At 73.6% G+C, this 24,868-nt stretch carries 19 protein-coding genes, 1 tRNA gene and 1 pseudogene; 11 read left to right on the top strand and 10 right to left on the bottom strand.

From position 1 onward, the window contains the following. The first annotated feature begins 61 nt into the window (after window positions 1–61). The 10 genes from topA to EDF20_RS04650 all read left to right on the top strand — a co-directional run bounded on the left by topA (window position 62) and on the right by EDF20_RS04650 (window position 11,604). Complete coding sequence (gene topA, locus EDF20_RS04695; RefSeq protein WP_133737843.1) at window positions 62–3,004, top strand: type I DNA topoisomerase; 2,943 nt, start codon at window positions 62–64, stop codon at window positions 3,002–3,004. Further along, on the top strand, window positions 3,004–3,630 hold the full coding sequence (gene tmk / locus EDF20_RS04690; protein ID WP_123546639.1) for a dTMP kinase: 627 nt from the start codon (window positions 3,004–3,006) through the stop codon (window positions 3,628–3,630). The genes topA and tmk overlap by 1 nt, the downstream gene beginning before the upstream one ends. Window positions 3,631–3,640: 10 nt before the next feature. Beyond that, window positions 3,641–4,786 carry a DNA polymerase III subunit delta' gene (locus tag EDF20_RS04685; protein ID WP_133737842.1) on the top strand — a complete coding sequence of 382 codons (1,146 nt, stop codon included), beginning with the start codon at window positions 3,641–3,643 and terminating at the stop codon, window positions 4,784–4,786. A gap of 14 nt (window positions 4,787–4,800) precedes the next feature. Next, window positions 4,801–5,460 carry a TetR/AcrR family transcriptional regulator gene (locus EDF20_RS04680; RefSeq protein WP_123546637.1) on the top strand — a complete coding sequence of 220 codons (660 nt, stop codon included), beginning with the start codon at window positions 4,801–4,803 and terminating at the stop codon, window positions 5,458–5,460. A 60-nt stretch (window positions 5,461–5,520) separates the two neighbouring features. Continuing rightward, window positions 5,521–5,593: transfer RNA gene (locus EDF20_RS04675), tRNA-Thr, on the top strand. A gap of 123 nt (window positions 5,594–5,716) precedes the next feature. After that, window positions 5,717–6,697 carry a Gfo/Idh/MocA family oxidoreductase gene (locus EDF20_RS04670; RefSeq protein WP_133737841.1) on the top strand — a complete coding sequence of 327 codons (981 nt, stop codon included), beginning with the start codon at window positions 5,717–5,719 and terminating at the stop codon, window positions 6,695–6,697. Between the two features lie 105 nt (window positions 6,698–6,802). Beyond that, on the top strand, window positions 6,803–8,392 hold the full coding sequence (dacB, locus tag EDF20_RS04665; protein ID WP_133737840.1) for a D-alanyl-D-alanine carboxypeptidase/D-alanyl-D-alanine-endopeptidase: 1,590 nt from the start codon (window positions 6,803–6,805) through the stop codon (window positions 8,390–8,392). 94 nt (window positions 8,393–8,486) lie between these two features. Continuing rightward, window positions 8,487–9,059, top strand: a complete 573-nt coding sequence (locus tag EDF20_RS04660) for an isochorismatase family protein (protein WP_133737839.1) — start codon at window positions 8,487–8,489, stop codon at window positions 9,057–9,059. Further along, window positions 9,056–10,531: an NAD-dependent succinate-semialdehyde dehydrogenase gene (locus EDF20_RS04655; protein WP_133737838.1), complete on the top strand. Its 1,476-nt coding sequence runs from the start codon at window positions 9,056–9,058 to the stop codon at window positions 10,529–10,531. Before EDF20_RS04660 ends, EDF20_RS04655 begins: the two co-directional genes overlap by 4 nt. Further along, entirely contained in the window at window positions 10,528–11,604 is a 1,077-nt protein-coding gene (locus EDF20_RS04650) for a Gfo/Idh/MocA family oxidoreductase (RefSeq protein WP_133737837.1), read from the top strand. Before EDF20_RS04655 ends, EDF20_RS04650 begins: the two co-directional genes overlap by 4 nt. 60 nt (window positions 11,605–11,664) lie before the next feature. On the opposite strand, the gene EDF20_RS04645 is transcribed toward EDF20_RS04650, so the two are convergent. The 9 genes and pseudogenes from EDF20_RS04645 to EDF20_RS04605 all read right to left on the bottom strand — a co-directional run bounded on the left by EDF20_RS04645 (window position 11,665) and on the right by EDF20_RS04605 (window position 21,936). Next, the gene (locus EDF20_RS04645; RefSeq protein ID WP_133737836.1) at window positions 11,665–12,714 is read right to left on the bottom strand and encodes a 3-hydroxyisobutyryl-CoA hydrolase; all 1,050 of its coding nucleotides are present in this window, start codon (window positions 12,712–12,714) and stop codon (window positions 11,665–11,667) included. Between the two features lie 118 nt (window positions 12,715–12,832). Then, a complete protein-coding gene (locus EDF20_RS04640; protein ID WP_133737835.1) occupies window positions 12,833–14,746 on the bottom strand; it encodes an ABC transporter ATP-binding protein in 1,914 nt (637 codons plus the stop codon). Window positions 14,747–14,870: 124 nt separating this feature from the next. Continuing rightward, on the bottom strand, window positions 14,871–16,217 hold the full coding sequence (locus tag EDF20_RS04635) for an MFS transporter (protein ID WP_133737834.1): 1,347 nt from the start codon (window positions 16,215–16,217) through the stop codon (window positions 14,871–14,873). 238 nt (window positions 16,218–16,455) lie between these two features. After that, window positions 16,456–17,073 (bottom strand): annotated as a pseudogene (gene ribA, locus EDF20_RS04630) (GTP cyclohydrolase II); the annotation flags it as partial. A 32-nt stretch (window positions 17,074–17,105) separates the two neighbouring features. Beyond that, complete coding sequence (gene ribD, locus EDF20_RS04625; protein ID WP_133738110.1) at window positions 17,106–18,107, bottom strand: bifunctional diaminohydroxyphosphoribosylaminopyrimidine deaminase/5-amino-6-(5-phosphoribosylamino)uracil reductase RibD; 1,002 nt, start codon at window positions 18,105–18,107, stop codon at window positions 17,106–17,108. A 41-nt stretch (window positions 18,108–18,148) separates the two neighbouring features. Further along, window positions 18,149–18,808 carry a GNAT family N-acetyltransferase gene (locus EDF20_RS04620; protein WP_158614607.1) on the bottom strand — a complete coding sequence of 220 codons (660 nt, stop codon included), beginning with the start codon at window positions 18,806–18,808 and terminating at the stop codon, window positions 18,149–18,151. Window positions 18,809–18,810: 2 nt separating this feature from the next. Next, window positions 18,811–19,839, bottom strand: a complete 1,029-nt coding sequence (gene trpS / locus EDF20_RS04615; RefSeq protein WP_133737832.1) for a tryptophan--tRNA ligase — start codon at window positions 19,837–19,839, stop codon at window positions 18,811–18,813. 53 nt (window positions 19,840–19,892) lie between these two features. Next, window positions 19,893–20,738, bottom strand: coding sequence for an exodeoxyribonuclease III (locus tag EDF20_RS04610; protein ID WP_133737831.1), 846 nt, complete (start codon window positions 20,736–20,738; stop codon window positions 19,893–19,895). A gap of 10 nt (window positions 20,739–20,748) precedes the next feature. Then, window positions 20,749–21,936: a YihY/virulence factor BrkB family protein gene (locus EDF20_RS04605; RefSeq protein ID WP_133737830.1), complete on the bottom strand. Its 1,188-nt coding sequence runs from the start codon at window positions 21,934–21,936 to the stop codon at window positions 20,749–20,751. Window positions 21,937–22,058: 122 nt separating this feature from the next. Between EDF20_RS04605 and ptsP the strand changes: the two genes are divergently transcribed. Next, entirely contained in the window at window positions 22,059–23,711 is a 1,653-nt protein-coding gene (gene ptsP / locus EDF20_RS04600; RefSeq protein ID WP_133737829.1) for a phosphoenolpyruvate--protein phosphotransferase, read from the top strand. A gap of 85 nt (window positions 23,712–23,796) precedes the next feature. Here the strand turns inward: ptsP and EDF20_RS04595 are convergent, their stop codons facing one another. Beyond that, window positions 23,797–24,717, bottom strand: a complete 921-nt coding sequence (locus EDF20_RS04595; protein WP_123546574.1) for a hypothetical protein — start codon at window positions 24,715–24,717, stop codon at window positions 23,797–23,799. Between the last annotated feature and the right edge of the window lie 151 nt (window positions 24,718–24,868).

Here is a 24,868-nt window from a genome sequence, read left to right as displayed (position 1 = left end):
CTCCGACCACTTGACCGGTCCTCGAGATCGGGTACAGACGTTCCCCGAAGCAAGGAGTCCCGTGCCAGGCACGAAGAAACTGGTCATCGTCGAGTCGCCCGCGAAGGCCAAGACGATCGGGCAGTACCTCGGCAGCGGCTACGAGGTGCTCGCCTCCGTCGGGCACATCCGTGACCTCGTCGAGCCCAAGAACCTGCCCCCCGAGCTCAAGAAGGGGTCGCTCGGCAAGTTCAGCGTCGACGTCGAGAACGGCTTCGAGCCCTACTACGTCGTCTCCGACGCGAAGAAGAAGACGGTCTCCGAGCTCAAGCGTGCGCTCAAGGGCGCGGACGAGCTCTACCTCGCGACTGATGAGGACCGCGAGGGCGAGGCCATCGCGTGGCACCTGCTGCAGGAGCTGAAGCCGAAGGTCCCCGTCAAGAGGATGGTCTTCCACGAGATCACGAAGGACGCGATCCAGAAGGCCCAGGAGAACACCCGCGAGCTCGACACGGCTCTCGTGGACGCCCAGGAGACCCGCCGCATCCTCGACCGCCTCTACGGCTACGAGGTCTCGCCGGTCCTCTGGCGCAAGGTGGGTCCGGGCCTCTCGGCCGGTCGCGTGCAGTCGGCGGCGACCCGCCTCGTCGTCGACCGCGAGCGCGAGCGGCTCGCGTTCGTCTCCGCCTCCTACTGGGACCTCACCGCCACCTTCGAGCCTGCCGCCGACGCGCTGCCCTTCTCCTCCCGCCTCGTGCGGGTCGACGGCACCAGGGTCGCGAGCGGTCGGGACTTCGACGACCGCGGCCAGCCCAAGGGGCAGGCCGTCGCGCTCGACGAGGCCTCGGCCGGGGCGCTCTCCCGTGCGCTCCAGGCGTCGGACGTCGACATCGTCGTCTCGTCGGTCGAGTCGAAGCCCTACACGCGCCGTCCCGCCGCCCCGTTCACGACGTCGACCCTGCAGCAGGAGGCCGCCCGCAAGCTGCGGTTCTCCGCCCGCCAGACGATGAGCGTCGCCCAGTCGCTGTACGAGAACGGGCACATCACCTACATGCGCACCGACTCGCCGTCGCTCTCGCAGCAGGCGACGAACGCCGCCCGGTCCCAGGCCGCCTCCCTGTACGGTGCCGACACGGTGCCCGAGAAGCGCCGCGTCTACACGGGCAAGAGCAAGAACGCCCAGGAGGCGCACGAGGCGATCCGCCCCTCCGGCGACACGTTCCGCACGCCGAGCGACATGCAGTCGACCCTGAGGGGCAACGACTGGAAGCTCTACGACCTCATCTGGAAGCGCACCGTCGCCTCGCAGATGGCCGACGCCAAGGGCTCGACGGCCTCCGTCGTCGTGACGGCGACGACGCAGACCGCCGTCGCGGGCGTGTCCGCCGAGGGGGCCGCCCGCACGGCGGCCGAGTTCGTCGCCACCGGCACCGTCATCACCTTCCGCGGCTTCCTGAACGCGTACGAGGAGGGTCGCGACGAAGACCGACACGGCGCGGCCGACAGCGCCGAGGCCAAGCTCCCGCCGCTGACGGAGGGCCAGCAGCTCACCCTCGACGAGATCGAGGCGAAGGGGCACGACACGAGCGCGCCGCCGCGCTACACCGAGGCGAGCCTCGTCAAGACGCTCGAAGAGCTGGGGATCGGGCGGCCGTCGACGTACGCCGCCATCATGTCGACCATCGTCGACCGCGGCTACGTCACGCCCCGGGGCACGGCCCTCGTGCCGAACTGGATCGCGTTCTCCGTCGTCCGGCTGCTCGAGGAGTACTTCGGCGACCTGGTCCAGTACGACTTCACGGCCAGCATGGAGGACGACCTCGACCTCATCGCCGGCGGCGACGCCGACCGGGTCGACTGGCTCAACGGCTTCTACTTCGGCAACGACACGCACCGCGGGCTCCGCAAGGTGATCGACAACCTGGGTGAGATCGACGCGAGGGACATCAACTCCATCCCGCTCGGCGAAGGGCTCACCCTGCGCATCGGGCGCTACGGCCCCTACCTCGAGGCTCCGGGCGACGACCCCGAGACCCCCCGCCGGGTCAACGTCCCCGAGGACATGGCTCCGGACGAGCTGACGCCGGCCCGCGCCCGTGAGCTCATCGACGCTCCCGTCATCGGCGACCGCGTCGTCGGCGTCAACCCCGAGTCCGGCAAGGAGGTGCTCGCGAAGGACGGCCGTTTCGGTCCGTACGTGACCGAGCGCACCCCGGAGGAGATCGCTGCGGACCCCGCCACCGGCGAGGTCGTCGAGGCGGCGACCGCCACCGCCTCACCTGCCGCCACGGACGGCACCGCGACGAAGAAGGCGCCCGCCAAGAAAGCCCCGGCGAAGAAGGCCGCCCCCAAGGAGCGGACGGCGTCCCTGTTCAAGAGCATGAGCGTCGACACCATCGACCTCGAGACCGCTCTCGCGCTGCTCGACCTGCCGCGGACGGTCGGAGTCGACCCGGAGACGGGCGACGAGATCCAGGCCCAGAACGGCCGCTACGGTCCGTACCTCAAGAAGGGCACGGACACCCGGTCGCTCACCAGCGAGGACCAGATCTTCGAGATCGACCTGCCCGGCGCCCTCGAGCTCTACGCCCAGCCCAAGTACGGGGCGAAGCGGGCCAGCAGCGCCCTCGCCGAGTTCGAGGCCGACCCGGTCAGCGGCAAGCCGATCAAGATCAAGGACGGCCGCTTCGGGGCCTACGTGACGGACGGCGAGACGAACGCCACCATCCCCCGCGGGGAGACCGTCGAGGAGGTCGACTTCGAGCGCGCGATCCAGCTGCTCGCCGACAAGCGCGCCAAGGGCCCGGCCAAGAAGCCGTCTGCGAAGAAGCCCGCTGCCAAGAAGCCGGCTGCGAAGAAGCCCGCGGCCGCGAAGAAGCCCGCCGCCGCGAAGCCGGCTGCTGCCGGGGCCGCTGCCGCGAAGCCGGCGGCCGTCAAGAAGCCGGCTGCCGCGAGGAAGCCCGCCGCCGCGAAGGCCGCTGCCACGGCGGCGGCCACGGACGGCGACGCGCCGGAGGCCTCGTAGTGGCCGGTCTGTTCATCACCCTCGAGGGCGGCGACGGATCGGGCAAGACCACGCAGGCGGCCCTCCTCGAGGCGTGGCTCGGTGAGCAGGGTCGCCGTGTCGTCCGCACCCGGGAGCCCGGAGGCACCGACCTGGGCCTCGAGCTCCGGCAGATCGTCCTGCACCGCCGGGGACACATCGCGGCCCGGGCTGAGGCCCTGCTCTACGCGGCCGACCGAGCCCACCACGTCGAGACCCTCGTGCGCCCGGCCCTCGACCGCGACGAGGTCGTCCTGCAGGACAGGTACGTCGACTCGTCCGTCGCCTACCAGGGCGCGGGCCGCGTGCTGGGCGGAGACGAGGTGCGCGAGCTGTCCGTCTGGGCGACCGGCGGACTGACGCCTGACCTCACCGTGCTGCTCGACCTCGACCCGCAGGTCGGCAGGTCGCGCCTCGACGCTGCCGAGAAGTCCTGGGACCGGCTCGAGTCGGAGGCCGCGGCGTTCCACGGCCGGGTCCGGGACTCGTACCTCGCGATCGCCCGTGCCGAGCCCGCCCGGTTCCTCGTGGTCGACGCGACGCTGCCGGTCGCCGAGGTCGCGGCGGCCGTGCGGGCGAGGGTCGCCGACCTCCTCACCGAGCAGTGAGCAGCGAGCGATGAGCGGCTGGGACGGCCTGACCGGCCAGGCCGACGCCGTCGAGCTCCTCGAGGCGGCTGCCTCCGCCGATCCGTCCCGCTCGGCGATGACGCACTCGTGGTTGATCACCGGCCCGCCCGGTTCCGGCCGTTCGAACCTCGCCTACGCCTTCGCGACCGCGTTGCTGTCCCGGGGCCACGACGACGAGGCGACGAGCCGCCAGGTCGACGCCCGGTCGCATCCCGACCTGGCCGTGCTCAGCACGGAGCGGATCATCATCACCATCGACGAGGTGCGGTCGCTGGTCGCGTCGTCCCAGTTCTCTCCCTCGGTCGGCCGCTACCGCGTCGTCGTCATCGAGGACGCCGACCGGATGACCGAGCGCACCAGCAACCTGCTGCTGAAGGCCCTCGAGGAGCCGCCGCCCCGCACTGTGTGGATCCTCTGCGCCCCGAGCGAGGCCGACCTCATCCCGACGATCCGGTCCCGCGTCCGCAGCATCCGCCTCCGGACGCCGACCGTGGCCGACGTGGCCGCCCTGCTCGAGCGTCGCGACGGCATCGACCACGAGACGGCCGTCACGGCGGCCCGTGAGGCGCAGAGCCACATCGGCATGGCGCTCCGTCTCGCGACGGACGAGGAGGCGCGCGAGCGCCGCCGACGGACGCTCGAGACCGCGCTGGCCATCCGCAGCGTGTCCGACGCGGTGAACGCGGCGACCACGATGCTCGCCGTCGCCGGGGACGACGCCAAGGCCATCACCGAGCAGCGTGACGCCCAAGAACGCGCGAGCGCCCTCCGGTCGCTCGGCGTCGAGCCGGGCGGGACCGTGCCCCCGGCCCTCCGCAGCCAGCTCCGCGCGCTGGAGGACGACCAGAAACGTCGGGCGACCCGGAGCCTCCGCGACGGCATCGACCGCATCCTCGTCGACCTGCTCTCGCTGTACCGCGACGTCCTCCTGCTGCACCTCGGGGTGGCGGAGGAGCCCATCAACCAGGCGGTCCGTGGCCGGCTCGACGAGGCGACCGCGGCCTCGACGCCGGCGAGCACTCTCGCAGTCATGGACGCGATCGCCGTCGCACGTCGACGGATCGAGTCGAACGTGGCCCCGGCGCTGGCGCTCGAGGCCATGCTGGTGGCCGTCAGCCGACACGCGGTCAGGTGAGGCAAGATGGCGGCATGACCGACCCGACTGCCGCCCCGGGCCTGCGTGAGCGCAAGCGCCTGGCCACCCGACGGGCCATCCAGCTCTCCGTCCTCGACCTGATCGGCGAGGAGGGACTCGAGGCCGTCACCGTCGACATGATCAGCCGCCGCGCCGACGTGTCGCCCCGCACGTTCTTCAACTACTTCACGTCGAAAGAAGAGGCCGTCGTCGGCGACCTGCCCGACCTGCCCGAGGGCGAGTCCCTCGACCGGTTCCTCGGGGCGCACGACGAGCCGATCATCGACGGCCTCATCCGCCTCCTCGACGAGGCCGTCGTGACCGCGACGTTCGACCGCGACCTGGTGCAGCGTCGACGCATGGTGCTGCGCAGCCACCCCGACCTGCTCGCCCGCCGGATCGCCTCCACCCGCGTGCTCGAGGAGCGCCTCACGGGCATCGTCGCCCGTCGTCTGGCCACGGCCCCCGGCCGTGCCGACGACGCCACTGAGGAGTCCGACCTCAGCAGCGCCCACCTCCTCACCCTCGTGGCCATCGCCGCCCTCCGCCACGCCTGGGGCGAGTGGATCGACGACGACGACGCCGACCACGCGACCGACCACCGCTACGGCCTGCGCGCGCGCATGGAGGCGTCGTTCGCCGAGCTCGGCCGAGTCGTGACGCGACAGGTCTGAGAATCCGCTACAGTTGGTGATCGTGCCGCGAGGCACGGGTTCTCGATCTGATCGAGATCCGCCGCTTTAGCTCAGTCGGCAGAGCGTCTCACTCGTAATGAGAAGGTCTGGGGTTCGATTCCCCAAAGCGGCTCCCACGAAGGCCCGGTCCGTCAGGATCGGGCCTTCTGCCGTCCTGAGCGTCCCCGGAGACCCCTCCTCCGCAGCCCCGCCGACCAGCGGCCCCGCCGACCAGCCTGACTGGTAGACAGGTCGCATGAGCATCCGATGGGGAATCCTCGGCGCCGGCGGCATCGCCGACACCTTCGTGAACGACCTGGCCGCCGCAGGCATCGCCGTCGCGGCCGTCGGGTCGCGTGACGCCGACAAGGCGAGGCGCTTCGCCGACGACCACGGCATCACGACCGCGCACGGCAGCTACGACGACCTCGTGGCGGATCCGGAGGTCGAGGCGGTGTACGTCGCGACGCCGCACGTGTTCCACGAACAGAACGCCCTCCTCGCGATCCGGGCGGGCAAGCACGTCCTCGTCGAGAAGCCGTTCACCGTCAGCGCCGACGAGGCGGGGCGCGTGCTGGCCGCTGCTCGTGAGGGCGGCGTCGTGGCCCTCGAGGCGATGTGGACCCGGTACCTGCCGCAGCAGGCGCGCCTCCGTGAGGTGGTCCGCAGCGGCGCTATCGGCGAGCCGCGCCTCCTCACGGCCGCCCACATGCAGTCGTTGCCGACCGACCCGCAGCACCGTCTCAACGACCCGGCCCTCGGCGGCGGCGCCCTGCTCGACCTCGGCGTCTACCCGGTCTCGTTCGCCCACGACCTGCTCGGGCCGGTCGCGGCCGTCGCGGCCACGGCCGTGCTCAGCGACCAGGGCGTCGACAGGCGCACCGGGATCACTCTGCGCCACGCGAACGGAGCGACGTCGAACCTGTTCTGCGCGCTCGACACCGCGGGCCGCAACGACGCCGTCCTGCACGGCAGCGCGGGCCGCATCGAGATCGACCACACCTTCTACGCTCCCGGCGGCTTCACCGTCCTCGACGCGGACGGCGAGGTCCTCGAGCGGTTCGACTCCGACGAGGGCGACCTCCGCGGGATGCACCACCAGGCGCTCGAGCTGGCCCGCCTGGCCGATGCCGGCGAGCTCGAGAGCCCGGCGCTCACCTCCGACGGGATCGTCGCCGTGATGGCCACCATGGACGAGGTCCGCCGCCAGGTCGGCGTGCAGTACCCCGAGCGCTGAGCCTGCCCACTGGATGGGCCCGCTGAGTCGGCCCGCTGAGGTCCGGAGCCGGGGAGGCGCGGACGCGGCCCCCGGAGGAGGCACGCGTTTCGTAGGATGTCCTCGATGAGCGAGCAGGACGCGACCCCCGACGACCGCCCCTCCGACGACGGCGCCCCCGAGGTACGCGCGGAGGCGACCGAGACGCGGGCCGAGGGCACGGACGTGACCGCAGGGCGAGGCCGGACGCGAGACGTGCGCGCGTCTGCCGCGCGCCTCCTGCGGGAGCACCCCCGCACCGCTCTCGTGACCGCCGGCGTCCTCGCGTTCGCCCTGCTCGGCGGCGGTGCGGTCGCCGCCGGAGCCGCGACCGCCCCCGATGCCCCCGTCGCGTCGAGTGCCCTGTCCGGAGCGGACGGCGACGGCAGCGCCGAACCGGCCGACGTCGTCACCGTCACGCCCGGCCCCACCGAGGCGCCCGACCCCCAGCGGGTCGCGCCTGCGGTCGTGCCCCCCGCGACCAAGCTGCGCACCTGCTCGGTCGCCGCTGCCGCCTCCGACCCGCGTCTCGCCCAGTTCGAGGGATCGGTCGTCAACGCCACGACGGGCGAGATCCTGTTCGACCGGAACGGGTCGACCCCGGCCCGGACCGGCAGCGTGCTCAAGACGCTGACGAGCGCCGTCGCCCTCGCGGTCCTGGGCGGCGACCACCGTCTGACGACCACGGTCACGGGCGACCCGGGCAGCGGGACGATCGCCCTCGTGGGCGGCGGTGACGCGACCCTCAGCGCGACGGGCCGCAGCGTGTACTCCGGCGCGCCGACGCTCAGCGACCTCGCGGGGCAGGTCGCCGCCTCCCTCGGCGGTCAGCCGGTCTCGCAGATCACGCTCGACGCCACCTGGTGGAGCCAGGCCGACAAGTGGGACCCGTCGTGGAAGCGCACCGAGCAGACCATCGGCTACCACAGCGAGGTCACCGCGTTGATGGTCGACGGCGACCGGGCCGACCCCTCCGCGGTCACGAGCCCCCGCAGCACCGACCCGGTCGGCCGGGCCGGCGAGGCCTTCCGGTCCGCGCTCGTCGCCGCGGGCGTCTCGGGGGCGGCGTCGGCGTCGATCTCGCAGGGCACGGCGAGCAGCGCGACGGTGCTGGGCTCGGTGCAGTCGCAGCCGGTCTCGACCCTCATCGGCCAGATGCTGCCGAACTCGGACAACACGCTGGCCGAGATGCTCGCGCGGGCCTCGTCGCGGGAGTCGGGTGCGGACGGGTCCGCCGCCTCCTTGACGGCCCTGTACCGGTCGGCGCTGAGCGGCACCTACGGGCTGGACGCGTCCGTCGTGACGATCGTCGACGGCTCGGGGCTCAGTGAGGACAACGCGGTGCCGTCGACCTTCGTGGCCCGTCTGATGATCCAGGTGCGTGACCGCGCCCACGGTCTCGGGGCCGTCTACGACGCCCTGCCGATCTCGGGCCAGACCGGGACGCTCGCGTCGCGCTTCACCGGCTCGAACGCCGCCGCGCGCGGTGCCGTCCACGCCAAGACCGGCTGGATCGACACCGCGTACACGCTCGCTGGCTCGATCGACTCGGCCGACGGGACGCCGCTGACCTTCGCCTTCTACGCCATCGGCCCGGTGCAGGACAACGCCCGCAGTGCCCTCGACACCCTCACGGCGTCGGTGTGGCGCTGCGGGAACTCGCTCGCGAACAGCTGACCGGGACAGCCCGGCACAGGCACAGCACCAGCACCAGCACCAGCACCAACACCGGCACCAGCACAGCACCAGGCCACAGAGGGAGGATGGGAGCATGACCACCGCGCTCTTCGTCATCGACGTCCAGAACGACTTCACCGAGGGAGGCGCCCTCGCCGTCACCGGGGGCGCAGGCGTCGCCGCCCGGGTGACGGAGCGCCTCCGGGGCGAGCGGGCCCGCTGGGACGTCGTCGTCGCCAGCCGCGACTGGCACGACGACCAGGGCGACAACGGCGGCCACTTCTCGGCCGAGCCGGACTACGTGGACACCTGGCCGCCGCACTGCGTCCGCGGCACGGCGGGCGCCGAGTACCACCCCGAGCTCGACGTCTCGCTCGTCGACGAGCACGTGCGGAAGGGGACGGGCAGCCCGGCCTACTCGATCTTCGAGGCCGCCACCGAGCACGGAGAGTCGCTCGTCGAGCTCGTGGCCCGGCACGGCGTCACCGACGTCGACGTCGTGGGCCTGGCCACCGACCACTGCGTCCGCGCCTCCGCGCTCGACGCGGCGAAGGCCGGGCTCCGCGTCCGGGTCCTCACCGACCTCGTCGCCGGAGTCGCAGAGGGGCCGAGCGTGGCCGCCCTCGACGAGCTGCGCGCGGCCGGCGTCGAGACGGTGAGCTCGTGAGCGCCGCCGACGAGGCCCGCGTCCTCGCCGCCGTGCCCACCGGCCTCCACGTCGACGGGGCCTGGGCCCCGGCGACCGCGGGCCGCACCTTCGACGTACGCGACCCGTCGACCGGCGACGTGATCGCGACGGTCGCCGACGGCGACGCGACCGACGGGCTCCGCGCCCTCGACGCCGCCGTCGCCGCGCAGGCGGCCTGGGCGGCGACGCCTCCCCGCACCCGCTCCGACGTCCTGCGGCGGGCCTTCGACCTGCTGCGCGAGCGCGCCGACGACCTCGCGCTGCTCATGACGCTCGAGATGGGCAAGCCGCTCGCCGAGTCGCGCGGCGAGGTGGCGTACGGCTCGGAGTTCGTCCGCTGGGCCAGCGAGGAGGCGGTGCGCGTCTCGGGCCGCTACGGCACGAACCCGGAGGGGACCGGCCGGACCGTGGTGCTGAAGCGCCCCGTGGGCCCGTGCCTGCTGATCACCCCCTGGAACTTCCCCCTCGCGATGGCGACGCGCAAGATCGCGCCCGCCCTCGCGGCCGGCTGCACCGTGGTCGTGAAGCCCGCCGACCTCACGCCGCTCACGACGCTCGCCCTCGTCGGGATCCTCGCCGAGGCCGGGGTGCCCCGCGGCGTGGTGAACGTGGTGACGACGACCTCGGCCGGCGACGTCTGCGAGCCCCTCATCCGTGACCCGCGCCTCCGCAAGCTCAGCTTCACGGGGTCGACGCCGGTCGGCTCGACCCTGCTCGCCCAGGCGTCCGAGCGCGTGCTCCGCACGTCGATGGAGCTCGGCGGCAACGCGCCGTTCCTCGTCTTCGACGACTCGGACCTCGACGCGGCCGTCGAGGGCGCCCTGCTGGCCAAGTTCCGCAACGTCGGACAGGCCTGCACCGCCGCCAACCGGTTCCTCGTGCACGAGGCGGTCGCGGACGAGTTCGTCCGCCGCGTGACCGAGCGCGTCGCGGCGATGACGCTCGGCCGCGGCACCGACGACGGGGTCGACGTCGGCCCCCTGATCGACGACCGAGCCGTCGAGAAGGCCGAGCGCCTCGTCGGGGACGCCGTCGCCCGCGGCGCCGTCGTGCGGACCGGCGGCGCGCGCGTCGACGGCCCGGGCACGTTCTACGAGGCGACCGTCCTCGACGGGGTGCGGCCGGGCAGCGAGCTGCTCACGACGGAGATCTTCGGCCCCGTGCTGGCCGTCTCGACCTTCGCCGACGAGGAGGAGGCGGTGCGGCTGGCGAACGACACCGAGTTCGGTCTCGTGGCCTACGCGTTCACCCGTGACCTCGCCCGCGGGCAGCGACTGGCCGAGACGCTCGAGACCGGGATGCTCGGCCTCAACGTCGGCGTCGTCTCGAATGCCTCCGCCCCGTTCGGCGGCGTCAAGGCGTCCGGCCTCGGCCGCGAGGGCGGCCTGGAGGGCATCCAGGAGTACCTCGAGACCGTGTACCTGATGACCCCCGACCCCTTCGCCGCATGAGCGCCCCGGCCCCGCAGCAGTCCGAGCGAGCCACGGAGTCGCAGCAGTCCCGCCTCCGGGTCGGCATCGTCGGCTACGGCCTCGCCGGCCGGGTGTTCCACGCGCCGCTCGTGGCCGCCGACGACTCGTACGACCTCGTCGCCGTCGTCACGCGCGACTCGGACCGCGCCGACCAGGCCAGGACGTCCCACCCCGGGGTCGAGATCGTCCCGCGCGCGGGCGACCTGCACGCGCTCGGCCTCGACCTGGTGGTCGTCGCGACGCCGAACGCGACGCACGCCGACGTGGCCGCGGACGCCCTGCGGGCCGGGTCCGCGGTCGTCGTCGACAAGCCCGTCGCGACCACCGCCTCCTCGGCTCGTCAGCTGATCGAGCTCGCCGAGTCGCTCGGCCGGTCGCTGACGGTGTACCAGAACCGTCGCTGGGACGGCGACTACCTCACGGCCTCGCGCCTGGTGCGGGACGGCGCACTCGGCGACGTCCACACCTTCGAATCGCGCTTCGAGCCGTGGAAGACCGCGAACCGCGCGGGCTGGAAGTCGGAGGCGACGGCTGCCGAGGGCGGCGGGATCCTGTTCGACCTCGGTCCGCACCTCGTCGACCAGGCCCTGCACCTCTTCGGCCCGGTCGTCGACGTGCACGCGGAGATCGCGCGGCGACGCCCGACGGGAGCCGCCGACGACGACGTGTTCGTGTCCCTCCGGCACCAGGGCGGTGTCCGGTCGCGGCTCTGGATGAGCCACGTCGCGGCGCAGCCCGGCCCGCGCCTCCGGGTGCTCGGCACGGCCGGTGCGTACGTCGTCGACGGGCTCGACCCGCAGGAGGCGCAGCTCGCGTCGGGCACGTCGCCCCGTGACCCCGGGTACGGTCGCGTCCCCGACGAGCGACACGGCCTCGTCGGGATCGGAGCGGAGGCCCGGCCCGAGCCCACCGACCGGGGCCGGTACCCGCTGTTCTACGAGCAGCTCGCCCGTGCCCTCCGCGGGGCCGGGCCGCTGCCGGTCGACCCGCGCGACGCCCTCGCGGCGCTCGAGGTCATCGAGGCGGCACGGGAGTCGGCCGGCGCGGCCTGACATGCGGCGCGGCCTGACACCGGGCACCGCGGCATCGACCCGCGGCCGGTCCGTGGTGGGTCAGATCCGTGTGTCCCAGTCGACGCGGGCGAGCACCTCGGCGACGTCGACGTCGGCCAGGCTGGCGGGCGACCAGCGCGGCGACCTGTCCTTGTCGACGACCCGGGCGCGGATCCCCTCGACGAGGTCGGGGGAGTCGGCCAGAGCGGTGACGAGCCCCAGCTCCTGGCCGAGCACGGCCTCGAGGTCGGGCAGGCCGCGTGCCCGGCGCTGGGCGGCCAGGGTGAGCGCGACGGAGGTGGGCGAGGCGGCCTCGAGGTCGTCCGCCGCCCTGCCGGCCGCATCGACCCCGTCCCGCGCGAGCCCGCGCAGTCGGCCGAGCACGCGGACCGCGTCGTCGCCCCTGTACGCGTCGTCGATCCAGCTGCGCTCGGCGGCGAGCGGTGGCGGGGGAGGCTCGATCGCCAGGGCCCGGACCGCGTCGGGGCCACCGGTGGCGAGCGCGTCGAGCACGAGTTCGCTGCCGGCCTCGCCCTCCTCGGCGACGAGGACGTCGGCGAACCCCGTGAGCAGCGCGTCGGAGGCGGTCATCGCGGCCCCGGTCAGCGCCAGGTGGGTGCCCAGCTCGCCGGGAGCCCTCGAGAGCAGGTAGCTGCCGCCCGCGTCGGGCGTCAGGCCGATCAGCGTCTCCGGCATGCCGACGCGGCTGCGCGGCGTCACGACCCGCAGGGACACGTGGCCGCCGAGCCCGACGCCGGCGCCCATGGCGATGCCGTCGAGGTACGAGACGACCGGACGGTCCCACCGGGCCAGCCGCAGCGCGCCCCGGTACTCCCGACGCCACATCGCCACGCTGCGGGCAGGGTCCGCCGTCGCGTCGCGGTGGATCGCGGTGATGTCGCCGCCGGCACAGAAGCCCCGGGGGCCGGCTCCGCGCAGCAGCAGGGCCTCGACCGCGTCGTCGTCCTGCCAGGCGTCGAGGGCGCGCTCGACCATCCCGAGCATGCCCTCGGTCACCGCGTTGATCTTGCCGGGCCGGTTCAGCGTGACGACCCCCACGCCCCGGTCGACGTGGAACAGGACCTCGGGCTCGCGGGCGTCGTCGCTCATCGGGCCAGGCTAGGCGACCCGGCCTCCCGGCGGGCCCACGGTGCCACGGCTCCGCGACCCCTCCCGACCCACGACCCCGCGCCCAACGACCCCACGCCTACGACTCCGCAGGCAGGGATCAGACGAGCAGCTGGTGCTTCGCGAGGTCCTTGTACAACGGCGTGCTCTCGACCAGCTCGGAGTGCGTGCCGACGCCGACGACCCGTCCGTCGTCGACGACGACGATCTGGTCGCTGTCCACGACCGTCGAGAGCCGGTGCGCGATCACGATCAGGGTGCGCCCCTCGGCGACGGCGTCGATGGCCTCGCGGAGGCGCTGCTCGTTGAGCCCGTCGAGGCTCGACGTCGACTCGTCGAGCAGCAGCAGCGGAGGAGCCGAGAGCAGCGTGCGCGCGATCGCGAGGCGCTGGCGCTCGCCGCCCGAGAGCAGCACGCCGTCCTCGCCGACCTGGGCGTCGAGGCCGAGCTCGCCGCGCTCGAGCACGGCGGTGAGGTTGACCGCCTCGAGCACCCGGCGGCAGTCGTCGTCGGTGGCCTCGGGCGAGCCGAGGGTGAGGTTGTCGCGCAGGGTGCCCGCCAGGACCGCGGCGTCCTGTTCGACGTAGCCGATCTGCGCGCGCAGGTCGACGCGGTCGAGCGCGCGGACGTCCATGCCGCCCAGACGGACGACGCCGGAGGTGGGGTCGTAGAAGCGCTCGATGAGGGCGAGGATGGTGCTCTTGCCGGCTCCGGACGGGCCGACCAGGGCGGTGCGCTTGCCCACGGGAGCCGAGAACGAGACGCCGCGGAGCACGGTGAGGTCGTCGTCCGAGGCCGCGCGCGCCTCCTTCGCGGCTGCCGTGCCGTCGACGGCCGGGGGAGAGTCGGGGTAGCGGAAGTGCACGTCGTCGAAGCGGATCGCGGCGTCGGTCTCGACCCTGGCGTCGCTGCCGAGGCCCGCGGCGACGACGTCGTCGCCCTCCGTCTCGCGCGGCAGGTCGAGGATCTCCTGGATGCGGCCGAGCGCCCCGAGCGCCTGGTTGACGCTGAGGACGGCGCCCATGGCCTGGCCGAGCGGCATGATCATCAGGAAAAGGAACAGGATGAACGACACGAGCGAGGCGATGTCGATCGTGCCGTTCGCGACGCGGAAGCCGCCGACGCCCAGCACGACGAGGAACGACGCCTGCAGCGCGACGGAGGCGATGGGCACGACGAGCGCCGAGATGCGCGCGACCTCGAGGCCCCGCCGGTAGGCGCCCTCGGCGTCGGCCTGGACGCCGGTGATCTCCCGTTCCGTCGCGCCGCTCGCGCGGATCGTCCGCACCGAGCTGATCGACCGCTCGACGGCGGCGGTCAGGTCGCCGACCTTCTCCTGTGCGCGCCGGCTGGCGACGCGGATGCGGCCCGAGAGCAGCACGACGACCGTCACCGAGACGGCGACCACGAGCACGGTGAGGCCGAGCAGGACGGGGTCGATCAGGAACATGCCGACGAGGGCGCCGACGAAGGTCAGGGAGCCGCCGATCGCCTCGACGAGGCCCTGGGTGAGCACGGCCCGCAGCAGGGTCGTGTCGCTGCCGACTCGCGACACGAGGTCGCCCGTGCGTCGACGGTCGAACTCGCTGACCGGGAGGTGCAGCAGGCTCGCCACGAGCCGACGGCGGCTCGAGAGCACGACGCCCTCGCCGGTGCGCTGCAGCAGGTAGTGCTGGAACCCGCTCAGCAGGCCGGCGACGACGACCAGGGCGACGAGCGCCCAGACGAGCCGGCCGAGCGTCTCGCCCTGCTGCACGAGCGTGATGACCTGGCTGACGAGGAGGGGCTGGCCGAGCGAGGCGGCGGCGCCCAGCACGCTGAGCACGATGATGACGACCATCACCTTCTTGTGCTCGAAGAGGTACGGCAGCAGCTGGCGGAACGTCGCGCGGGGCCCGTCCGCCTCTCGGCGGCCCGTCCGACCTGCCCGTCCCCGTCGAGCGGGTGCGGGGGCAGGTGCGGGGGACGACGCGGATCGAGTGCTCGGGTCGGAGCGGCTCGTGTCGGAGCTCATGGTGCCTCTCGGGGAAGGTCGCGGCGGATCGCCGGGACCACGGTACTTCGTCCCGTCCCGAGGCACCTGCGCCTCCGCTGGGACGGCGCGCGGTCGCGGCGGCCTGCGCCGGGACCGCTGCCGCTCAGCCCGCGGCGTCGTACTCCACGTGCTTCGTCTCGCGGCTGAGCAGCAGCGCGACGAGCGTGAGCACGGCCATCGACGAGAGGTACAGGCCGACGAGCCAGGTGCTGCCGCCGGCTGCCTGCCAGAGGGCGACCGCGATGAACGGGGCGACGGCCGCGCCGAGGATGCTGGCGACGTTGTAGCTGATGGCCGAGCCGGTGTAGCGCACGCTCGTCGGGAACAGCTCGGGCAGCACCGCGCCCATCGGGCCGAAGGTGAGCCCCATCAGCGTGAACCCGACGATCAGCAGACCCTGGGCCCCGACCGCGCCGGCGGAGAAGAAGGGTGCGAACAAGAACCCGAACACGAGGATCGCGCTCGTCACGACGATGAGCAGGGCACGTCGGCCGAACCGCTCGGCCAGCGGGCCCGACACCAGGGTGAAGATGCCGAAGAAGACACAGCCGAAGATGAGCATCAGCAGGAACTGCGTGCGGTCGATCCCGAGCCCCGGGGCCTCGCCCGACGCCTCCGCGGTGCCGTACGTCAGCGTGAACGTCGTCATCAGGTAGAAGAGCGTGTACGTCGCCAGCATGATGAACGTGCCGAGGACCAGCGGGCGCCAGCTCGTCGTGAAGACGCGGGCGAGCGGCAGCTTCGCGACGTTGCCCGAGTCGACCACGGCCTGGAACGCCGGGGTCTCGATGAGCTTGAAGCGCACGTAGAGACCGATGATCACGAGCAGCGCGCTCGCGAGGAACGGCACGCGCCAGCCCCAGCTGAGGAACTGCTCGTCGGTCAGGTTCGCGTTGAGGACGATGAACACGAGGTTGGCGATGATGAAGCCGATCGGGGCGCCCAGCTGAGGGAACGTCCCCCAGATCGCCCGTCGGCCGGCGGGGGCGTTCTCGGTCGCGAGCAGCGCGGCGCCGCTCCACTCCCCGCCGAGCCCCAGGCCCTGGCAGAAGCGCAGCACGACCAAGCACGCAGGCCCGGCGACGGCCCAGCCGGGCGTCGTCCCGGCGGGGATGCAGCCGATCAGCACGGTCGCGACGCCCATGGTCAGCAGCGAGGCGACGAGGGTGCCCTTGCGGCCGATGCGGTCGCCGAAGTGGCCGAACACGATCGAGCCGACGGGGCGCGCGATGAACGCGACCCCGAAGACCGCGAACGAGGCGAGCCTCGCGACGGCCGGGTCGTCGTTCGCGAAGAAGATCGTGGGGAACACGAGCACGGCGGCGGTCGCGTAGACGTAGAAGTCGTAGAACTCGATGGAGGTGCCCACGAGGCTCGCGAGGACCACGCGCGAGCGCTTGTTGACGGGTGGGGAGGCGGGCGTCGACGGTGCGACGGCGTTGCGGGACATGGGGACTCCGGGGCAGCAGGAGGGGGACGAGGGGAGGCGGCCTCGACGACGTCCGGTGCCAGATGGGCTCGACGGGGTCGGAGGCGGTGAAGTGGCCCCGGGTGGTGGACGGGGCGCGCGGTGCCGTGGTGCGGAGGTGCAGGGGCCGCTCGTGACAGCCGTCGTCCATCCTACGTGCCGCCGGTGCCGTCGGTGCCGCCTGCCGCCCCGGCGCCGCCCGAGGTGCTGCCGCGGTGCGTCAGGCGTCGCCGTGCAGCTGCCCGGGCAGCTCGTGGCCCATGCGGTCGCGCTTGGTGTCGAGGTAGCCCTCGTTGAAGGCCCCCACGCCGACGACGAGGGGCACGGACTCGAGCACCTCGATGCCGTGCTGCACGAGCTGGCGGCGCTTCTCGGGGTTGTTGCTGAGCAGCCGGACCGATGTGACGCCGAGGTCGCGCAGCATGTCGGCCGCGGCGCCGTACTGACGGGAGTCGGCGGGCAGGCCGAGCGCCAGGTTGGCGTCGAGGGTGTCGAGGCCGTCCTCCTGCAGCCGGTAGGCGCGCAGCTTGTTGATGAGCCCGATGCCTCGGCCCTCGTGGCCGCGCAGGTAGACGACGACGCCGCCGTGGTCGCGGATGGTGTCGAGGGCGGCGTCGAGCTGGGGGCCGCACTCGCACTTGAGCGAGCCGAAGGCCTCACCCGTCAGGCACTCGGAGTGGACCCGCACGAGCGCACCGTCGGAGGGGGCGGCGCCGTCGGGCTCGGAGGCGACGATCGCGATGTGGTCGGCACCGGTCTGGACGTCGGTGTACGCGCGCATCCGGAACGTGCCGTGCGAGGTGGGGACGGTGGTCTCGACCTCGAAGGTCACGTGCGAGACGCGGGGGGAGTCGGGGGAGTGGGCGTCGGTCATGGGGTGCTCCGGGTGTCGTCGCGGGCCACGACCAGCAGGTCGGTGCCGAGCAGGGTGACGTCGGCGACGCGGAGGCGTCGCTGGTCGTCGATCGTGGCGACGCCGAGGTCGTCGAGCGCGGTGAGCGCGCCGCCGATCAGCGTCGGGGCGAGGTAGACGAGGTAGTCGTCGACGAGGCCGTCGCGGACGAAGGCGCTGGCCACGGTCGGGCCGCCCTCGACGAGCACGCTGCGGACTCCGAGCCGCCAGAGGGCGTCGAGCGCGGCCTCGGGGTCGTGGCCCCCGAGCTGCACGAGCTCTCGAGGGTGGCTCCGGAGGCGGGCCCCGGCAGGGACGGGGCGGTCGCCCACGACCACCGGCACGGGCTGGTCGGCGAGCAGCTCGCCGCCGTCGCCCCGCGCCGTGAGGCTGGGGTCGTCGGCCAGCACGGTGCCGGTGCCCACGAGGATCGCGTCGTGGTCGGCACGCACCTCGTGCACGTGCTGCCGCGCGGCGGCGCCGGTGATCCAGCGGCTCGTGCCGTCCGCGGCCGCGGCGCGACCGTCGAGGCTCGAGGCCCACTTCACGGTGACGAACGGCCGGTGGCGGCGAGCCGGGACCAGCCAGCGGCGCACCAGCTCCGTCGCCTCGTCGACGAGGAGTCCTCGCTCGACCGCGACGCCTGCCTCGAGGAGGCGGGCGCCGCCTCCCGAGGACTGCTCGCCCGGGTCGTCGACCGCGTACACGACGCGCGCCACGCCCGCGGCGATCAGGGCGGTGCTGCACGGCCCGGTGCGGCCGGTGTGGTCGCAGGGCTCGAGGGTGACGACCGCGGTCAGGCCGGTGGCGTCGCCCTCGCCGAGCTGCGCCAGGGCGTCGATCTCGGCGTGCGGGGTGCCCGCGCCGCGGTGCCAGCCCTCGGCGGCCGTGCTGCCGTCGGGCCGGAGGAGGACGCAGCCCACCTGCGGGTTGTCGCCCCTGGCCGGGCCCCTGGCCGCCAGCTCGAGCGCGCGACGCATGGCCGTCTCGAGGACGACGGCGTCGGGGGCGAGGTGGTCGGTCACGAGTCCTCCGGGAGGCGCGGGGCGCCCTGCGTCTGCCGGGCACTGTCGTCAACGTCCTCGGCGCGCCGCCATTCCCGCGGGGGCTCGCCGGCTCCGCTCGTCAGGTCGGGCCAGCCCTGCTTCGGGAAGCGCTCGTCATCGGGGCGCAGCCGCGCCTTCCAGCAGAGGGGACGTCCGCCGTCGCGGCCGGGGTGCATCCCCGGGCCGACGCCCGTGTAGGTGAAGCCGCAGCGTCGAGCGACCGCCGCGGAGGCGTCGTTCCCGACGTAGCCCTCCCAGTGCAGCTGGTCGAGGCCGGCCTCGCCGAGCGCCCAGTCCGCGACGAGCCGGACCGCGGCGGTCATCAGGCCGCGTCCTCGTGCGGCCGGCGTGGTCCAGAAGCCGATGTCGCGGGTGCCGAGCCGGACGCTCACGACCCCGAGCAGCAGCGACGAGCCCGGGCCGCGCAGACCCCAGGTCGCCTCGCGTCCCGTCGCCCAGCCGTGGTCGACGATGCGGTCGAGGAAGAACTGCGCGTCCGACCGCCCGTAGGGCGCCGGCACGGTCGTGAAGCGCTGCAGCACCGGGTCCTGGCACGCCTCGACGATCGCCTCGACGTCTGCCGGGCCCGGCACCTCGAGACGGACGGCCGGCGACTCGAGCACGAACGGCTGCACGGTCAGGCCCTGCGGACGAACCCGATGCGGTCGTACACGGTGTCGAGCGTCGCCTGGGCGATGGCGTCGGCGCGCTCGGCGTTGCCGGCGAGCACGCGGTCGAGCTCGGCCGGGTCGTCGAGCAGCTCGAGCGTCCGGGCGCGGATCGGGGTGAAGGTCTCGACGACGACCTCGGCCACGTCCTTCTTCAGGTCGCCGTAGCCGCGCCCCTCGTACTGCTGCTCGAGCGCGCCGACGCTCGTGCCGGAGAACGCGGACAGGATCGTCAGGAGGTTGGACACGCCGGCCTTGGCCCCGCGGTCGAAACGGATCTCGCGCTCCGTGTCGGTGACGGCCGACTTGATCTTCTTCGCCGTGCGGGACGGCTCGTCCAGCATCCAGACGATGCCGGAGTCGGTCGCGGCCGACTTGCTCATCTTCGACTCGGGCGTCTGCAGGTCGTAGATGCGCGCGGTCTCCTTGAGGATGGCCGCCTCGGGCACGACGAAGGTCTGGCCGTACCGGGAGTTGAAGCGCCCCGCCAGGTCGCGGGTGAGCTCGACGTGCTGGCGCTGGTCGTCGCCGACCGGCACGGACTCGGCCTGGTAGAGCAGGATGTCGGCCGCCATGAGCGTCGGGTAGGCGAAGAGGCCGAGGGTGGCCGCGTCGGCGCCCTGCTTGGCCGACTTGTCCTTGAACTGGGTCATCCGGCTGGCCTCGCCGAAGCCCGTCAGCGTGTTCAGCACCCAGGCCAGCTGCGCGTGCGCGGGTACGTGCGACTGGATGAAGAGCGTCGACTTCTCGGGGTCGATGCCCGCGGCGATGTACTGGGCGGCGGTGCGGCGGGTCTGCTCGCGGAGCGTCGCAGGATCTTGCGGGACGGTGATGGCGTGCATGTCGACCACGCAGAACAGGGCGTCGTGGCTGGACTGCAGCTCACGCCACTGCAGCAGCGCGCCGACGTAGTTGCCGACGTGCAGGGAGTCGGAGGTCGGCTGCATGCCGGAGAAGAGGCGGGGCCGGGCGGCGGCCGGGGCGGTGGTGCTGGTCATGGCGTCCTAGGGGGAGAGAGCCGGGGAGGGAGCCCGGCGTCGGCGGTGCGGGGTCAGATGTCGTAGTCGACGACGACGGGCGCGTGGTCGGACCAGCGCTTGTCGTAGGAGGCGGCCCGGTCGACGACGAGGCCGGAGGCACGCTCCGCGAGGGCGGGCGTCGCCACGTGGTAGTCGATGCGCCAGCCGGTGTCGTTGTCGAAGGCCTGGCCGCGCCACGACCACCACGAGTAGGGCCCCTCGACCTCGCCGGCCAGGCGGCGGCCGACGTCGACCCAGCCGAGGCCCGTGCCGCCCTCGCCGTCGGCGGTCTCGACGGGCTCGCCCTCGGGCCCGAAGAACCGGTCGAAGTAGGCACGCTCGCGCGGCAGGAAGCCGGCGCGCTTGACGTTGCCCTTCCAGTTCTTGATGTCGAGCTCGCGGTGCCCGACGTTGAGGTCGCCCGTGACGACGGTGAGCTCGGAGTGCGCGGCGAGCTGGGGCAGGCGCTCGCTCATCGCGTCGAGGAACTTCCACTTCTCGTCCTGCTTCTCGGTGCCGACCTCGCCCGAGTGCACGTAGGTGCTCACGACCGTGACGATCGTGCCGTCGACGTCGTAGTCGGCCTCGATCCAGCGGCCTGCGCTGTCGAAGTCGTCGGGGCCGAGCTCGACCCGGTGGATGCGGGCGGCGCCCCGGGAGGCGATCGCCACGCCCGCGCGGCCCTTGGCCGTGGCCGGGTGGTGCAGCACGTTCCACTCGGGGCCGAGCAGGCCCTCGAGGTCGTCGGTCGAGGCCCGCACCTCTTGCAGGGTGAGGACGTCGACGTCACGGTCGGCCAGCCACTCGCCCATGCCCTTGCGGTACGCGGCACGGATGCCGTTGACGTTGACCGAGGCGAGACGCAGACGAGAACCCATGCCAGAGAGACTAGCGGCGGCCGCCGACGCCCGAGCCGCCCCCGGCCTCGCCGTCGTCGCCCCCGGGGTCGCGGCCGGCCGGGCCGCGGCCCGGGCTCCGGAGGCCCCGCGGCAGCCGCGAGGCGAGGGCGCGGAGCCGCTCGCCCGCGCGCGCCCTGCGCGAGCCGAGCTGCGCCTCCTCGGCCAGCCGCGCCTCCTCGAGCAGCCGCAGCCGCTCGGCCTCGGCGTGCGGGTCCGCGAGCACGCCGATGTCGTCCATGCCGACCGCGATCCAGCCCGCCGCGAGCAGCAGCACCTGGCAGAGCAGGTTGATGACGAGCAGCAGCCCGACGATCGCGGCGAACGACGCGAGCAGCGGGTTCGAGCCGGCGGCGCGCAGCAGCGTGCCGCCGACGAAGGTGATGAGCACGAACCCGGCGCCGCCGATCGCCGAGCCCGCGAGGAGGCGGCGGGCCGGGATGTGCAGACCGGCCAGCACCCGGAACAGCACGGCGAGCACGGCCGTGTCGAAGACGAAGACGAGCACCAGGCCGACGAGCCGGAGCAGCGCCGCCGACGCGTCGGAGTCGGGGGAGAGCCCGACGAGGCGCAGCCCCCAGGTCACGGCCGTGGTGCTCAGCAGCGAGATCGACGCCGACACCAGCACCGTCGCGCCGAAGACCAGCGCGAGCACGAGGTCGCGGGCGATCAGCCGGAGGAGCGGCGTCGCGGGCTGCGGCGCCCGGAACACGGTGCGAACGGAGTCGCGCATGCTGCCGAAGAGCCGGATCGACGAGAAGAGCAGCCCGACGAGGGCCACGGTGCCCGTCCAGCCGAAGACGGACGCGTTCATGAGGGCGCCCGGCTCGACGACGCCGGCGCCCGTGTCGTCCTTGATGACGCCCGGCACGGCGGACTGGATGAAGGCGATCAGCTCGTCGCGCACGACGTCGTTCCCGGCGACGACGAACCCCGCGACGCTGAAGCCGACCCAGAGAGCGGAGAAGAGGGCGAAGAGCGCCTGGTACGTGAGGCCCGCCGCCAGCAGCGGGCCCTTCTGCACGACGTGCCGGCCGATGACCCGCACGGCCCTCGACGACGCGAGGCGCGACCCGGCGGCGACGGCACCCGAGGCGGCCCGGCGGGTCGCGGCGGGCCTGTCGGCGGCGACGTCCCGGGAGGCGTCGGCCTGCTCGGTGTCGTCGGGGCGGCGGCGCATGCACCCAGGGTACGGGCGCGTGCACGGGTCGCCCGCCACCGCTCGCGTACGATGTCGCTGACCCCGCGGCGCCGCCGATCAGCGTGCCCGCCGCAGACACCGCGAGCACGAAGAGGTACACAGTGGCACTACAGGGCGTTGGCGTCGGACGTGGAGTGGCCGTCGGCCCCGTCCTGAGGATGCCCGAGCCGCTTCCCGAGCCCGGCACCGAGGGGCGCACCGCGGACGCCGCCGCCGAGTCGGCCGCCGTGGCGACGGCGCTCGCCGCCGTCGCCTCCGACCTGACCGCACGGGGCGAGAAGGCCGGAGGCGAGGCCAAGGACGTCCTGGACGCCCAGGCCCTCATGGCCCAGGACCCGACCCTCGTCGAGGACGTCGACCAGCGCATCGCCGACGGCTCCACGGGCGAGCGCGCGGTCTTCGAGGCCTTCGCCGCCTTCCAGGAGATGCTCGTCGGCATGGGCGGCTACATGGCCGAGCGCGCGACCGACCTGGGCGACGTCGCCCAGCGCGTCATCGCTTCCCTTCGGGGCGTCGCCGCCCCCGGCGTGCCCGAGAGCGACACCCCCTTCGTGCTGGTCGCCCCCGACCTGGCACCGGCCGACACGGCCCTGCTCGACCTCGAGAAGGTCCTCGCGTTGATCACGCGCGACGGCGGCCCGACGTCGCACACCGCGATCCTCGCCCGCTCGAAGTCCATCCCCGCCATCGTCGGCGTCACCGGCGCCCTCGACCTCGCTGACGGCACCGTCGTCGTCGCCGACGCCGCGACGGGCGTCGTCACCGTCGACCCGTCCGCCGACGAGGTCGCCGACGCCGAGCAGCGCATCGCGGACCGCGCCGCCGCGGCTGCCGCGCCCCTGACCGACGGCGCGCTCGCCGACGGCCACGCCGTGCCGCTGCTCGCCAACCTCGGCTCGCCCGACGAGGCCGCGGGCGCCGTTGCGCTCGGCGCCGAGGGCGTCGGCCTGTTCCGCACCGAGTTCCTGTTCCTCGGCAACAGCACCGCCCCGACCGTCGAGAGCCAGACCGCGAGCTACACGGCGCTGCTCGAGGCGTTCCCCGGCCGCAAGGTCGTCGTGCGCGCTCTCGACGCCGGGGCGGACAAGCCCCTCAGCTTCCTCAACGACGCCCACGAGGAGAACCCCGCACTCGGCCTCCGCGGCCTCCGTGCGCTCCGCGTCAAGGAGCAGATCCTCCGCGACCAGCTGAGCGCCCTCGCCGCGGCGCAGGCCGCCACCACGGCCGACCTCTGGGTCATGGCGCCCATGGTCAGCGACGCGGAGGAGACGGAGTACTTCGTGGCCCTCGGGCGTGAGCTCGGGCTCAAGACCGTCGGCGTGATGGCCGAGGTGCCCTCGCTCGCCGTGCTGGCCGACCAGATCTTCTCCTCGGCCGACTTCGTCAGCGTCGGCACCAACGACCTGACGCAGTACACCCTCGCCGCCGACCGCATGCTCGGCTCGGTCGCCAGCTACCAGGACCCCTGGCACCCTGCGGTCCTGCGCCTCGTCAAGGCCCTCGGCGACGCCGGTGCGGCCGCGGGCAAGCCCGTCGGCATCTGCGGCGAGGCCGCGGCCGACCCGCTGCTCGCCGTCGTGCTCGTCGGCCTCGGCGCGACCACGTTGTCGATGACGCCCGCGGCCCTCGCCGACGTCCGCCTCGAGCTGGGCAACCACACGCTCGAGCAGGCGCGCGCCCTGGCGACCGCGGCGATCGCGGCGACCACCGCCTCCGGCGCCCGTCAGGCGGCCGAGGCCGTCACCGCCGGCTGACCCCCGGCCTGCCCTCACGACGCGAGCCCGCCGCCTCCTCTCGGAGCGGCGGGCTCGCGTCGTGTCCGGGGCAGGAGCGCTCGGGTCAGGCGACGACGGCCTGCAGGTGCTCGGCGACGATCGCGTCGACGACGCTCGCGACGGCCGCCTCGACGGCCGGGACGACCTCGGGGGAGGCGACGCGCGCCTCCTCGAGTCCCCGCTCAGGGTCGACGGACTCGACCGCGTCCACCGCGGGGAGCACGCCGGCGGCGACGGCCTCGGCGTGCAGCCGGAGGAGCGTCGCGACCCGGTGCGGCGCGATGACGTCGAGCACGACGGCGTCCCGCACGCGCAGCGCGAGCTGGCCGAGCGAGAGCTCGGGCGCGTCGGACTCGTCGGTCGGCGTGGCCTCCGGCGAGGACGCCACGGGGGAGGCCGCGGTCTGCTGTGCGACGCTCGCGAGCACCCCGGGCCAGCCCCAGCGGCCGTCGAGCGAGAAGAGCGAGGCGGGGAGGGCCGCGGCGGGCGGGGTGGACGACGGCGCCGTCGTCGACCCTTCCGCAGCGGAGCTCGCAGTCGCGGCGTCGCCCGGCAGCCACTCGGGCCGGTATTTGTCCGCGCGAGGGAAGCGGGCGAGGTCGGCGGCGTAGTCCGCGTCGGTCGGGACGACCTCGTCGCCGATGGCCTCGAACGGCGACGCGGCGTCGTCGAACACGCGGCGTTCTCCGTTGAAGCGCGCGGTGAACGAGCCGTCGGACGACAGGGTCAGCACCAGCGAGAACCAGGTGCCGCGCTCCGGATCGGCCATGGCCTCGCGGAGCCGCGTGCCCAGCGCCTCGACGTCAGGCGTGGGGAGGTCCTGCTTCGTACTGCCGGCCGCGTCGAGGGCGTCGAGCCAGGTCCGGCTGACCTCGCCGACCTGGAGGAGGAACAGCGTCGCCTCCGCCCAGTCGACGTCGACCAGCGACTCGGCGACTCGGGCCGCGATCTGGTTCTGCAGGTCCTGCTGTCGGGCGACGTCCATGTCGGAGCCTCTCGGTCGTGATCGGGGATCGGGAGCGGTGTTGACGTCGCGGGCGTCGCGGACGGCACTCACAGACTATTCGCACGGCCCGCCTCCCGCCCTCTTCCGGGGAGCGAGGTCGCGGACCGGTCACCGTCCAGGGGGCGGGAGC

Source organism: Frigoribacterium sp. PhB116, from assembly GCF_004364285.1.
GTDB lineage: Bacteria > Actinomycetota > Actinomycetes > Actinomycetales > Microbacteriaceae > Frigoribacterium.
This window is presented reverse-complemented; position numbering and strand designations above follow the sequence as displayed.

What these genes read in the sequence shown, in the direction of transcription:
- EDF20_RS04685 (WP_133737842.1), top strand. Translation starts at nt 3,641, where the DNA reads ATGAGCGGCTGGGACGGCCTGACCGGCCAGGCCGACGCCGTCGAGCTC.
- EDF20_RS04680 (WP_123546637.1), top strand. Translation starts at nt 4,801, where the DNA reads ATGACCGACCCGACTGCCGCCCCGGGCCTGCGTGAGCGCAAGCGCCTG.
- EDF20_RS04670 (WP_133737841.1), top strand. Translation starts at nt 5,717, where the DNA reads ATGAGCATCCGATGGGGAATCCTCGGCGCCGGCGGCATCGCCGACACC.
- dacB (WP_133737840.1), top strand. Translation starts at nt 6,803, where the DNA reads ATGAGCGAGCAGGACGCGACCCCCGACGACCGCCCCTCCGACGACGGC.
- EDF20_RS04660 (WP_133737839.1), top strand. Translation starts at nt 8,487, where the DNA reads ATGACCACCGCGCTCTTCGTCATCGACGTCCAGAACGACTTCACCGAG.
- EDF20_RS04650 (WP_133737837.1), top strand. Translation starts at nt 10,528, where the DNA reads ATGAGCGCCCCGGCCCCGCAGCAGTCCGAGCGAGCCACGGAGTCGCAG.
- EDF20_RS04645 (WP_133737836.1), bottom strand. Translation starts at nt 12,714, where the DNA reads ATGAGCGACGACGCCCGCGAGCCCGAGGTCCTGTTCCACGTCGACCGG.
- EDF20_RS04640 (WP_133737835.1), bottom strand. Translation starts at nt 14,746, where the DNA reads ATGAGCTCCGACACGAGCCGCTCCGACCCGAGCACTCGATCCGCGTCG.
- EDF20_RS04635 (WP_133737834.1), bottom strand. Translation starts at nt 16,217, where the DNA reads ATGTCCCGCAACGCCGTCGCACCGTCGACGCCCGCCTCCCCACCCGTC.
- ribD (WP_133738110.1), bottom strand. Translation starts at nt 18,107, where the DNA reads ATGCGTCGCGCGCTCGAGCTGGCGGCCAGGGGCCCGGCCAGGGGCGAC.
- trpS (WP_133737832.1), bottom strand. Translation starts at nt 19,839, where the DNA reads ATGACCAGCACCACCGCCCCGGCCGCCGCCCGGCCCCGCCTCTTCTCC.
- EDF20_RS04610 (WP_133737831.1), bottom strand. Translation starts at nt 20,738, where the DNA reads ATGGGTTCTCGTCTGCGTCTCGCCTCGGTCAACGTCAACGGCATCCGT.
- EDF20_RS04605 (WP_133737830.1), bottom strand. Translation starts at nt 21,936, where the DNA reads ATGCGCCGCCGCCCCGACGACACCGAGCAGGCCGACGCCTCCCGGGAC.
- EDF20_RS04595 (WP_123546574.1), bottom strand. Translation starts at nt 24,717, where the DNA reads ATGGACGTCGCCCGACAGCAGGACCTGCAGAACCAGATCGCGGCCCGA.